The following is an 11,199-nucleotide window of genomic DNA, read 5'->3' as shown; positions in this document are numbered from 1 at the left end:
CTGCGGAACATGCCGTTGCCGTCATAGTCGGGGAAGATCAGCATATCGGGCGCGATGACCCGGGCGAACCCGGCGGGGCCGCCCTTGAAGGAGCAGTCGGGGCGTCCCTGATCGTCGGCCGTGGCCAGGAAGAAGAAGCTCTGCTCGGCGATGAAGGCGGCGTCCCGGTCAGTGAAGGCGTCGTGGCGCAGGGTCTCGTCCAGCCGGTCGGCCAGGGCGCGGCTGCCGAAGGCGTCCTGCAGCTCGCGCTGGCCCGGGTGATACATCGACATGTCAGCCCCAATTCTGCTGGTTGATCTCGGCGATCAGATGTTCGTCCAGGTTCATGAGGGCCTCGGCCAAGGCGTGATGCCCCTTGGCGACAGCCTGGGCCGCGGCGACGGCGATCGCCATGTCCTCGCTCCAGGCTTCATGCCGGTGGGCGAATCCACAATCCACCAGCCAGGCGATGGCTGCGTGATAGGCCTGCACCAGATCGTCCGGGATCGCCGGACCCCTCCCGTTTACTCGCGCCACGTCGATCGCGGCGGGAAGCAGGAAGAAGCTGAAGTCGACAGGCCCGGACTCGGCAAGCCCGATCTGAACGAGATGGGGAACCGCCGCGTAGGAGGCGGGATAGACATCACCCTGGTGGCAGAGGCAGGACCAGAGGCTGAAGAAGGGTTCGGAGTCTGGGCCGCTTGGGCCTGGCGATCGGGCCAGGTCGCGAAGCAGGCCGGGGACGTCGGTCGCTGGGCCATAGGCATGGGGGAGGGCCGACCAGCGGGGATCGTCGAGCGAAAGCATGGCGGAATGTTTTAGGGCGCGAACCGGAATCGTTCCAGGGGCCCAAATGGAAACGGCCGCTTCCGGTGGGAAGCGGCCGTTATGGTGGAGCTTAGCGGAGTCGAACCGCTGACCTCTTGCATGCCATGCAAGCGCTCTACCAGCTGAGCTAAAGCCCCGATCTCTCGGGTTTCTCCGGGGGCGGACTGGAAGCCCGTTCCCGAAGAGGCGCGGAACCTAGTCTGACAGTTGTCCGCGATCAAGCCCGCCTGCAGAGGAAATTTGCAGGCGGCTTGTCGCAGTCAAATTTAGCGGTCCTCGGCGTCGCCCTCGCCGGGCAGACCCTCGATTTCCGTGTCGTCGAAATCGTCCTCGTCCTCGTCTTCCAGGAAGGGCACGTCGTCGGTGTCTTCCTCGAGGTCTTCTTCGTCTTCGGAGAAGCCGGCGAGCTCGTCTTCCGGCGCGGCGGGACCCGCGTCGTCATCGTCATCGTCGTCGCCGGGGATGATCGGGGCGTCGACAACTTCGTCGAGTTCCGGGGTGACGACTTCTTCTTCTTCCTCGTCGTCATCAGCCTCCGACTTGCCGCGGACCTGGGCTTCGCCCTCTTCCTCGGTTTCGTGGTCGGTGGGCGCGGCGCGCGACCGGCTGCGGCGGCTGCGGACAGCCTCGTCAGGGTCGAATTCGGTGGCGCATTTCGGGCAGTGGGCGGGACGACGGGTGAGGTCGTAGAACTTCGCTTGGCAGTTCGGGCAGATCTGCTTTGCGCCCAGTTCGGGATTGGCCAAGGGCTAAGCCTCTAAGGGGTTCGAATGAAGCCGGGTCCCTTGCCACGCGACGGCGCCGCTGTCAAAAGCAAACCCCCTCGTGACAACAGCAAGGCCTTAAGGAGGCTTGGCATTCCCATGACGTCGGCAGGACTGACCGCGAAACGCGGCGGCCCGCTGCGGGGCCGCGTGCGCGCCCCGGGCGACAAGTCGATTTCCCATCGCGCGCTCATCTTCGGGGCGCTGGCGACCGGAACGACGCAGATAGAGGGGCTACTCGAAGGCGACGATGTGCTGCGCACGGCCCAGGCCATGCGGGCCTTTGGCGCGACCGTGACCCACCTTGGGCCCGGCGCCTGGCGCGTGGAGGGCAAGGGCGGCTTTTCCGAGCCCGACGACGTGATCGACTGCGGCAACGCCGGGACCGGAGTGCGGCTGATCATGGGGGCGGCGGCGGGGTTTGCGATGGCCGCCACCTTCACCGGCGACGCCTCGCTGCGCGGGCGGCCGATGAACCGGGTGATGACCCCGCTGAAGGCGATGGGAGCGAGCTTCGCGGGCCGGACCGGGGGGCGGCTGCCCCTGACCCTGCAGGGCGGGGCCCTGAAGCGCATCGACTACCGGCTGCCGGAACCCTCGGCGCAGGTGAAGTCGGCGGTGCTGCTGGCCGGCCTGCACGCGCAAGGCGGCGCCGGGGTCATCGAGCCCGAGGCGACCCGGGACCATACCGAGCGGATGCTGCGGGCCTTCGGGGCGACCGTCCACGTCGAGGACCGGGACGGGGAGCGCCATATCGACCTGCCGGGCGGCCAGAAGCTGACCGGGACCAAGATCGTCGTGCCGGGGGACCCCTCGTCGGCGGCCTTCCCCCTGGTGGCGGCGCTGATCACCCCGGGCTCGGAGGTGACGGTGGAAGGCGTGCTGCTGAACGTCCTGCGCACCGGCCTGTTCACGACCCTGCAGGAGATGGGGGCGGACCTGACCCTCTCCAACCTGCGCGACGAGGGCGGAGAACAGGTGGGCGACGTCACCGCGCGGTACTCGTCGATGCGCGGCGTCGAGGTGCCGCCGCAGCGGGCGCCGTCGATGATCGACGAATATCCGATCCTGGCGGTGGCCGCGGCCTTCGCCGAGGGACCGACCCACATGCGCGGCATCGGCGAGATGCGGGTCAAGGAGAGCGACCGTATCGCCCTGATGGCGGCGGGGCTGGCCGCCTGCGGGATCGGCGTGCAGGAGGAGCCCGAGGGCCTGATCGTGGTGGGGGCGGCGCGCGGCAACCATCCGGCGGCGGGCGGGGCCAGCGTGGTCACCAAGGGCGACCACCGGATCGCCATGTCGCACCTGGTGATGGGCCTGGCCGCCGACCAGGCGATCGGCGTCGACGAACCCGGCATGATCGCCACCAGCTTCCCGGGATTTGTCGAGATGATGCGCGGCCTGGGGGGCGATCTGGCGTGAAGCCGCCCTTCATCATCACCGTCGATGGGCCCGCCGCCTCGGGCAAGGGGACCATCGCCCACCGGCTGGGCGACCTCTACGGCGTGCCGGTGCTGGATTCGGGGCTGCTGTACCGCGCGGTCGGCGTGCTGACCCAGAGGGCGGGCAAGGACCTGGACTCAGAGCAGGAGGCCGGCGCCGTGGCCCTGACCCTGACCGCCGCCATGCTGGACGATCCGGAATTCCGCACCCGGGGCGCCGGTGAGTGCGCCAGCCGGGTGGCGGTGCATTCGGCCGTGCGCCTGGCCCTGCGCGAGCTGCAGCTGGCCTTCGCGCGCACCCCGCAGGGCGCGGTGCTGGACGGCCGCGACATGGGCACGGTGATCTGCCCGCAGGCGCCGGCCAAGCTCTATGTGACCGCCACCCCGGAGGTCCGCGCGCAGCGGCGCTGGAAACAGCTGAAGGGGCAAGGAGAGGATGTCAGCCTGGCCGACATCCTTGACGACATCCGCAAGCGCGACGAACGCGACGGGGGCCGGGCCGACAGCCCCATGGTGGCCGCCGCCGACGCCGTCTTGCTGGACACCACTGAAATGACTATAGAGCAGGCCACCGATGCGGCCCGCCGCACGGTCGAGGCGGCGCGAGCCCGGTGGGAAACTTCCTGACGGGCAATCCAAACGCTCCCTTCCCTCGATGGCTGCGGGCGAATTTCACCGCGCTGGGGTCTCCCCCGACGCCTTCGGTTTGCAACCCTTAACCCGACGCCGGGACTCCGACCGCTGATGCGGATCGGACGACACATCCGTTTTACCGGCGGCGTCATCTGAAAGACGAAAGAATATTATGGCTGACGATATGAGCCTGTCCCCCTCCCGCGACGACTTCTCCGCCCTGCTGGACGAGTCCATGGGCGGCCGCGACTTCATGGAAGGCGTGGTGGTCAAGGGGATCGTGGTCGGGATCGAGAAGGATTTCGCGATCATCGACGTGGGTCTGAAGACCGAGGGCCGCGTGTCCCTGAAGGAATTCAACCAGGAAGGCGATGATCCCGCCCCCATCGTGGTCGGTTCCACCGTCGAGGTCTTCCTCGAGCGCGTCGAGAACGCCATGGGCGAAGCGGTCATCAGCCGCGACAAGGCCCGCCGCGAAGAGGCCTGGACCCGTCTGGAAGGCGTCTACGAGAAGAACGAACCGGTGATGGGCGCCATCGTCGGCCGCGTGAAGGGCGGCTTCACCGTCGACCTCGGCGGCGCCTCGGCCTTCCTGCCCGGCAGCCAGGTCGACATCCGCCCCGTGCGCGACGTCGGCCCGCTGATGGGCAAGGAACAGCCCTTCGCCATCCTCAAGATGGACCGTCCCCGCGGCAACATCGTTGTTTCCCGTCGCGCCATCCTGGAAGAAGCCCGCGCCGAACAGCGCACCGAGCTGGTCTCCCAGCTGCAAGAGGGTGAAATCCGCGAAGGCGTGGTCAAGAACATCACCGACTACGGGGCCTTCGTGGACCTGGGCGGCATCGATGGCCTGCTGCACGTCACCGACATGAGCTGGAAGCGCGTCAATCACCCCAGCCAGGTCCTGGCCGTGGGCGACACCGTCAAGGTCCAGATCGTCAAGATCAACCCCGACACCCAGCGCATCAGCCTGGGCATGAAGCAACTGCAGTCCGACCCCTGGGACGGCGTGGAAGCCAAGTACCCGGTCGGCGCGAAGTTCACCGGCCGGATCACCAACATCACCGACTACGGCGCCTTCGTGGAGCTGGAAGCCGGGGTCGAGGGCCTGGTCCACGTGTCGGAAATGTCCTGGACCAAGAAGAACGTCCATCCGGGCAAGATCGTCTCCACCTCTCAAGAGGTTGAGGTCGTGGTCCTGGACGTCGATCCGTCCAAGCGTCGCGTCTCGCTCGGCCTGAAGCAGGCCATGGACAATCCTTGGGACGCGTTCGTCGCGGCCCATCCGATCGGCTCGACCGTCGAGGGCGAAGTCAAGAACGCCACCGAGTTTGGCCTGTTCATCGGCCTGGAAAACGACATCGACGGCATGGTCCACCTCTCGGACCTCGACTGGACGGCCTCGGGCGAAGAAGCCATCGCCAAGTATCACAAGGGCGAAATGGTCAAGGCCCAGGTGCTGGACGTCGACGTGGAGAAGGAACGCATCTCGCTCGGCATCAAGCAGCTCGGCGGCGATCCCATGGTGGGCGACTTCTTCCGCAAGGGTCAGACCATCACCGTCACGGTGACGGAAGTCACCACCGGCGGCATCGAAGTCCGCTTCGGTGAGGACGACGCCCCGATGAGCGCCTTCGTGCGCAAGTCGGACCTGTCTCGCGACCGCGCCGATCAGCGCCCGGAACGCTTCGCCGTGGGTGACCGCGTCGACGCCCAGGTGACCAATGTCGACAAGGCCGCCCGTCGGGTGGGCCTGTCGATCAAGGCCCTGGAAATGGCCGAGGAAAAGGAAGCCATCGAGCAGTTCGGCTCGTCGGACTCCGGCGCCTCGCTGGGTGACATCCTCGGCGCCGCCCTGCGCGAGAAGGCCAAGAACGACTAATCGTTTCGCAAATGCGACGATGACTTGAGAGCGGCGGATCGGGAAACCGGTCCGCCGTTTTCTTTTTCGCAAACCGGACTATCCTGAGTTGACCGGCGCGACCTCCTCCCCTGCGTCGGATGACCGACAAAGACCATCGCGACGCCAGACACCCGTTTCCCGGCCCCGATTTGGGACGGCCAAGCCCAAGCTTTCGGCGTGAATTACCGTCACTGCGCCGTAAACCCTTTTCCTGCCTTGAACATCCTCAGGGACTCGACCATGTTCCGCAGCCGAAAGACCGGAAGAAGGCATGATCAAGTCTGAGCTGATCGCCAAACTCGCTGAGGAAAATCCGCACCTCACCCAGCGCGATATCGAGCGCGTGGTGGGGGTGATCCTCGAGCGCATGATCCAGGCCCTGGAGAACGGCGGCCGGGTGGAGCTGCGTGGCTTCGGCGCGCTGTCCGTCCGCTCGCGCGACGCCCGGGCCGGCCGCAATCCCCGCACCGGAGAGGCCGTCGAGGTCCGCGCCAAGCACGTGCCCTTCTTCAAGAGCGGCAAGGAACTGCGCGAGCGGCTCAACGCCGACGAATAGGCGCCGCCCATGAGTATCTTTTCCGAATTCCGCGAGTTCATCGCGCGGGGCAATGTCATCGACCTGGCGGTGGGGGTGATCGTCGGCGCGGCGTTCAACGACATCGTCAAGAGCCTGGTGGACCAGGTGATCATGCCGCCGATCGGCCTGCTGCTGAGCGGGGTCGATTTCTCCGACCTGCAGCTGGTGCTGAAGCCGGACGATCCGCTGACCAAGGCCAGCGAACTGGTGGCCATCCAGTACGGCGCCTTCCTCAACACCATGATCAAGTTCACGATCGTCGCCTGGGTGGTGTTCCTGATCGTCAAGGGCGTGAACGCCGTGCGACGCAAGGAGGCCGAGGTCCCCACCGCCGAAAAGCCGGCCCCGCCTCCGCAGGAAACCCTGCTGATGGAAATCCGCGACCTGCTGAAGAGTCAGGCCAAGTCTTGAATTCCAGGGCCCGATAGCCCTTATCGGCGCCATGTCCTTGCCCACCAAGATCTGCGGCCTCTCCACGCCTGAGACGGTGAGCGCCGCCGTGGCCGGCGGGGTGAGCCACATCGGCTTCATGTTCTTCGAGAAAAGCCCGCGGAATATCGCCCCGGACGCCGCGGCCCGGCTGACGGCGGAAGCGCGGACCAGGAACGTGAAGATCGTGGCGGTCACCGTCGATCCCGACGACGAGCTGGTCGACCGCCTGAACACCCTCCTCAAGCCGGACCTGTTCCAGTTGCATGGGGCCGAAACCCCGGCGCGGGCGCGGGCCATCGCCGCACGGACCGGCGCGGGCATCATCAAGGCCCTGTCGATCTCCACCGCCCACGATCTTTCGGCCGCCAAGGCCTATGAGGCGGCGACCGACCACCTGATGTTCGACGCCAAGGCGCCGCAGGATTCCGAACTGCCCGGCGGCAACGGCGCGCGCTTCGACTGGACCCTGATGATGGGCCACCGTTTCCAGCGGCCCTGGTTCCTGGCCGGCGGCCTCGATCCCTGGAACGTCGTCGACGCGGTGCGGCTGTCGGGCGCGCCCATGGTGGACGTTTCCTCTGGCGTGGAGCGCGGTCCCGGCCTAAAGGACCCGGCCTTGATCACGGCGTTCCTCGACGCCACCCGCCGCGCCTGAGCAACCCTTGTGACCGCAGCCGCCAAGCCCAACGATTATGCCGCCTATCCCGACGCCAATGGGCGGTTCGGGGACTATGGCGGTCGCTACGTCCCCGAAACCCTGATGCCGCTGGTCCATGAGCTGGACGCGGCCTACGCGGCGGCCAAGGCCGACCCGGCCTTCCAGGCCGAGTTGTCGGGGTTGATGACGCACTATGTGGGCCGGCCCAGCCCGCTCTATTTCGCCGAGCGGCTGACCCAGCATTTCGGCGGCGCCAAGATCTATCTGAAGCGCGAGGAGCTGAACCACACCGGCTCCCACAAGATCAACAACTGCATCGGCCAGATCCTGCTGGCGCAGCGGATGGGCAAGACCCGGATCATCGCCGAGACCGGCGCCGGTCAGCACGGGGTGGCCTCGGCCACGGTCTGCGCCAAGTACGGCCTGCCCTGCGTGGTCTATATGGGCGCCGTCGACGTGGAGCGGCAGAAGCCCAACGTCTTCCGAATGAACCTGCTGGGCGCCCGGGTGGAGGCGGTGACCTCCGGCTCGGCGACCCTGAAGGACGCCATGAACGAGGCCCTGCGCGACTGGGTCACCAACGTCCACGACACCTATTATCTGATCGGCACCGCGGCGGGCATGCACCCCTATCCGGCGATGGTGCGCGACTTCCAGTCGGTGATCGGCCGCGAGACCAAGGACCAGGTCATGGAGGCCGAGGGCCGCCTGCCCGACGCCGTCGTCGCCTGCGTCGGCGGCGGGTCCAACGCCATCGGCATGTTCCACCCCTTCCTCAATGACGAAGGCGTCAAGCTGATCGGGGTCGAGGCGGCGGGCGAGGGCATGGAGACCGGCCGGCACGCCGCCGCCATCAATGGCGGCCGTCCCGGCGTCCTGCACGGCAACATGACCTACCTGCTGCAGGATCCCGAGGGCCAGATCACCGAGGCCCACTCGATCTCGGCCGGCCTCGACTATCCCGGCATCGGGCCCGAGCACTCCTGGCTGCACGATGTGGGACGCGCCACCTATCTCACCGCCACCGACCTGGAGAGCCTCGAGGCCTTCAAGCTGCTGGCGGAACTCGAAGGCATCCTGCCGGCCATCGAGAGCGCCCACGCCATCGCCCGCCTGGGCGACGTGGCCCGGGACGTCGGCAAGGACGGGATCGTGGTGCTGAACCTGTCGGGCCGTGGCGACAAGGACGTGGCCACCGTCGCCGCCCACCTGGGGATGGCGATTTGACCAAGGCCCGCATCGACGCCCGCTTCGCCGCCCTGAAGGCGGAGAACCGCGCAGCCTTCGTGGCCTACATCATGGCCGGCGACCCCGACTATGACCGTGGTCTGGAGATTCTGAAGGGTCTGCCCGCCGCCGGCGCCGACCTGATCGAGGTGGGCTTCCCCTTCTCCGATCCCATGGCCGAGGGGCCGCCGATCCAGCGCGCCGCCCTGCGCGCCTTGGACAGCGGCATGACCCTGTCCAAGACCCTGGCCATGATCGCGGCGTTCCGCGAGGGTGACCAGACGACGCCGATCATCCTGATGGGCTACGCCAATCCCCTGGTGAACCGGGGCTTCCAGACCTTCGCCCAGGACGCGGCCGCCGCCGGCGCCGACGGCCTGATCGTGGTGGATATCCCGCCCGAGGAAGCCGACCCCCTGGCCGACGCCCTGGACGCCGAGGGCCTGTCCCTGCTGTTGCTGTCGACCCCCACCAGCGACGATGCCCGCCTCAAGGTGATCGCGCGCCGCACCTCGGGGTTCGCCTACTATGTCTCGGTGGCCGGCGTGACCGGGGTCAAGGAAGCCGACGCCGCGACCGTGGCGCCCCATGTGGACCGCGTGCGGGCCGCGGGCGGCCTGCCGGTCTGCGTCGGGTTCGGCATCAAGACGCCGGAGCGGGCGGAGGCTGTGGCCCGCGTCGCCGATGGCGTGGTGGTGGGTTCGGCCCTGGTCGAGGAAATCGCCGCGAGCCTGGCAATGAACGAAACCGTGACCACGCGGGTTCTTTCCAAAGTAGAATCCTTGGCTAAGGCTGTGCGCTTCGCGCGAGTCTCTAGCCCGACGGTGTAGACCCCCATGGCGATGGCTGAGCACAGAAACGACAAGTCCGGCAAACCCCCGAGCGCCCCCACGCCCCGGGAGCGCGGCGGCTGGCTGGCCAAGATCGCGCCGGGTGTGCGCAATCTGGTGGCCAAGCGCGAGACCCCGGAGAACCTCTGGGTCAAGTGCCCCGACACCGGCGAGATGATCTATCGTTCGGACCTGGAGGCGGCCCTGTGGGTGACCCCGTCCGGCAATCACATGCGGATCGGCGCCAAGCAGCGCCTGGGCTACACCTTCGACGATGGCGTCTATGAGCGGATCGCCTCGCCGACCGTGGTGGAAGACCCCCTGAAATTCCCCGACGACCGTTCCTATCCCGACCGCCTGAAGTCGGCCCGCAAGGCCACCGGCGAGCAGGACGCCATGGTCATCGCCTTTGGCGCGATCAACGGCCAGGACGCCGTGGTGGTGGTGCAGGACTTCGCCTTCATGGGCGGATCCCTGGGCATGGCCGCCGGCGAAGCCTTCATCAAGGCCGCCCAGGAGGCCGTGCGCCGCCAGGTTCCCTTCGTGATCTTCACCGCCTCGGGCGGCGCCCGGATGCAGGAGGGGACGCTGTCCCTGATGCAGCTGGCCCGCACCACGGTGGCGGTCAATGAGGTCAAGGAGGCCGGCCTTCCCTACATCGTGGTGATGACCGACCCCACCAGCGGCGGGGTGACCGCCTCCTACGCCATGCTTGGTGACATTCACCTGGCCGAACCCAACGCCATGATCGCCTTCGCCGGCCGGCGGGTGATCGAGCAGTCGATCCGCGAGACCCTGCCGCCGGGCTTCCAGCGCGCCGAGTTCCTGGTGGAACGCGGGATGGTGGACCGGGTGGTGACCCGCACGGAGATGACCACCGTGCTGGGCTCGCTCCTCAAGACCCTCATGATGGGGCGCAACGCTTCAAAAGCCGCCTGATCTTCCGCCTCTCTTTCCAGGCCACGCCCCATGTATGATGAGATCCGCGCCTTCGACGCGATGATCGCGCGCCTGCGCGAGGAATTCCCGTCCCTGATCGACCTGTCCACCGGCCGCGTCCTGCGCCTGCTGGAGGCCATGGGCCGGCCGCAGGACAGGCTGCCGCCGGTGATCCACGTGGCGGGCACCAACGGCAAGGGGTCCACCACCGCCTATCTGCGGGCCATCGCCGAGGCGGCGGGCCTGAAGGTCCATGTCCTGACCTCGCCCCACCTGGTGCGGTTCGCCGAACGTATCCGCATCGCCGGCGAACTGATCGGCGAGCAGGCGCTGCGCGAATTGATCGATACCTCCATCATCGAGAACGACGGCGGCGAGATCAGCTTCAACGAGATCATGTCGGCCATGACCCTGAAGGCCTTCGCCCAGACCCCGGCCGACCTCTGCGTGATCGAGGTGGGGCTTGGCGGCCGGTTCGACTGCACCAATGTCTTCGACGCCCCGGCCGTCTGCATCATCACGCCCGTCGACTACGACCATCTTGAGATGCTGGGTCCTGAGCTGAGCAAGATCGCCTGGGAAAAGGCCGGGATCATCAAGCCGGGCCGCCCGGTGATCGTCGCCCGCCAGATCGAGGAGGCCTTCGAGGTCATCGAACGCGAGGCGCAGGGCCTCGACGCCCCCATGCTGGCCATGGGTCGTGACATCGACGCCTGGGAGGAGAACGGCCGCATGCTGGTCCAGACCCCCGACCGGCTGCTGGATCTGCCGATGCCGGGTCTCTACGGCCCCCACCAGGTGGGCAATGCGGCGCTGGCGGTCATGGCCCTGCTGACCTGGGGCGACCCGCGCATCGACGAGGCGGCCCTGGCCGCGGGCGTGGCGGGCGCGGTGTGGCCGGCGCGGTTCCAGCGCCTGACCGCCGGACCGCTGGGCGAGGCGGCGGTGGCCCGCGGCGCGGACCTGTGGCTGGACGGCGCGCACAAC

General features: G+C 67.7%; 13 protein-coding genes and 1 tRNA gene. 10 read left to right on the top strand and 4 right to left on the bottom strand.

The genetic code is table 11. The features are described 5' to 3' along the window. The 4 genes from AAC997_RS05190 to AAC997_RS05175 form a co-directional block, all read right to left on the bottom strand. Window positions 1-272, bottom strand: a 272-nt coding sequence (locus tag AAC997_RS05190; protein WP_340644624.1) for a pyridoxamine 5'-phosphate oxidase family protein, incomplete at its 3' end; no start/stop codon positions are given. Window position 273: 1 nt separating this feature from the next. Beyond that, a complete protein-coding gene (locus AAC997_RS05185; protein ID WP_340644623.1) occupies window positions 274-786 on the bottom strand; it encodes a hypothetical protein in 513 nt (170 codons plus the stop codon). Window positions 787-868: 82 nt separating this feature from the next. Further along, a tRNA-Ala gene (locus AAC997_RS05180) sits at window positions 869-944 on the bottom strand. 129 nt (window positions 945-1,073) lie between these two features. Further along, entirely contained in the window at window positions 1,074-1,553 is a 480-nt protein-coding gene (locus tag AAC997_RS05175) for a TIGR02300 family protein (RefSeq protein ID WP_340644622.1), read from the bottom strand. A gap of 117 nt (window positions 1,554-1,670) precedes the next feature. On the opposite strand from AAC997_RS05175, the gene aroA reads away from it, so the two are divergent. From aroA to AAC997_RS05125, 10 genes are all read left to right on the top strand, one after another. Continuing rightward, window positions 1,671-2,993 (top strand): 3-phosphoshikimate 1-carboxyvinyltransferase, encoded by a 1,323-nt coding sequence (gene aroA / locus AAC997_RS05170; protein WP_340644621.1) that lies wholly within the window; start codon window positions 1,671-1,673, stop codon window positions 2,991-2,993. After that, window positions 2,990-3,640, top strand: a complete 651-nt coding sequence (gene cmk / locus AAC997_RS05165) for a (d)CMP kinase (protein WP_340644620.1) — start codon at window positions 2,990-2,992, stop codon at window positions 3,638-3,640. The genes aroA and cmk overlap by 4 nt, the downstream gene beginning before the upstream one ends. A 178-nt stretch (window positions 3,641-3,818) precedes the next feature. Next, the gene (gene rpsA / locus AAC997_RS05160; RefSeq protein WP_340644619.1) at window positions 3,819-5,528 is read left to right on the top strand and encodes a 30S ribosomal protein S1; all 1,710 of its coding nucleotides are present in this window, start codon (window positions 3,819-3,821) and stop codon (window positions 5,526-5,528) included. Window positions 5,529-5,820: 292 nt separating this feature from the next. Then, complete coding sequence (locus AAC997_RS05155; protein WP_215343259.1) at window positions 5,821-6,105, top strand: integration host factor subunit beta; 285 nt, start codon at window positions 5,821-5,823, stop codon at window positions 6,103-6,105. 9 nt (window positions 6,106-6,114) lie between these two features. Further along, window positions 6,115-6,537: a large-conductance mechanosensitive channel protein MscL gene (mscL, locus tag AAC997_RS05150; RefSeq protein ID WP_340644618.1), complete on the top strand. Its 423-nt coding sequence runs from the start codon at window positions 6,115-6,117 to the stop codon at window positions 6,535-6,537. Between the two features lie 31 nt (window positions 6,538-6,568). Continuing rightward, window positions 6,569-7,213, top strand: coding sequence for a phosphoribosylanthranilate isomerase (locus tag AAC997_RS05145; protein WP_340644617.1), 645 nt, complete (start codon window positions 6,569-6,571; stop codon window positions 7,211-7,213). A gap of 9 nt (window positions 7,214-7,222) precedes the next feature. Further along, window positions 7,223-8,443 carry a tryptophan synthase subunit beta gene (gene trpB, locus AAC997_RS05140; RefSeq protein ID WP_340644616.1) on the top strand — a complete coding sequence of 407 codons (1,221 nt, stop codon included), beginning with the start codon at window positions 7,223-7,225 and terminating at the stop codon, window positions 8,441-8,443. Then, window positions 8,440-9,273 (top strand): tryptophan synthase subunit alpha, encoded by an 834-nt coding sequence (trpA, locus tag AAC997_RS05135; protein WP_340644615.1) that lies wholly within the window; start codon window positions 8,440-8,442, stop codon window positions 9,271-9,273. Before trpB ends, trpA begins: the two co-directional genes overlap by 4 nt. Window positions 9,274-9,279: 6 nt before the next feature. Next, window positions 9,280-10,212, top strand: a complete 933-nt coding sequence (gene accD, locus AAC997_RS05130; RefSeq protein WP_340644614.1) for an acetyl-CoA carboxylase, carboxyltransferase subunit beta — start codon at window positions 9,280-9,282, stop codon at window positions 10,210-10,212. A 30-nt stretch (window positions 10,213-10,242) separates the two neighbouring features. Then, window positions 10,243-11,199, top strand: a 957-nt coding sequence (locus tag AAC997_RS05125) for a Mur ligase family protein (RefSeq protein WP_340644613.1), incomplete at its 3' end; no start/stop codon positions are given.

This window comes from Phenylobacterium sp. (assembly GCF_037968635.1).
Taxonomy (GTDB): Bacteria; Pseudomonadota; Alphaproteobacteria; order Caulobacterales; family Caulobacteraceae; genus Phenylobacterium.
Note: the sequence above shows the minus strand (reverse complement) of the source record. Positions and strands in the feature narration are given on the sequence as shown.

Excerpts from the sequence above, each read along its gene's own strand:
- rpsA (WP_340644619.1), top strand. The coding sequence starts at position 3,819 with ATGGCTGACGATATGAGCCTGTCCCCCTCCCGCGACGACTTCTCCGCC.
- accD (WP_340644614.1), top strand. The coding sequence starts at position 9,280 with ATGGCGATGGCTGAGCACAGAAACGACAAGTCCGGCAAACCCCCGAGC.
- aroA (WP_340644621.1), top strand. The coding sequence starts at position 1,671 with ATGACGTCGGCAGGACTGACCGCGAAACGCGGCGGCCCGCTGCGGGGC.
- AAC997_RS05185 (WP_340644623.1), bottom strand. The coding sequence starts at position 786 with ATGCTTTCGCTCGACGATCCCCGCTGGTCGGCCCTCCCCCATGCCTAT.
- mscL (WP_340644618.1), top strand. The coding sequence starts at position 6,115 with ATGAGTATCTTTTCCGAATTCCGCGAGTTCATCGCGCGGGGCAATGTC.
- AAC997_RS05145 (WP_340644617.1), top strand. The coding sequence starts at position 6,569 with ATGTCCTTGCCCACCAAGATCTGCGGCCTCTCCACGCCTGAGACGGTG.
- AAC997_RS05155 (WP_215343259.1), top strand. The coding sequence starts at position 5,821 with ATGATCAAGTCTGAGCTGATCGCCAAACTCGCTGAGGAAAATCCGCAC.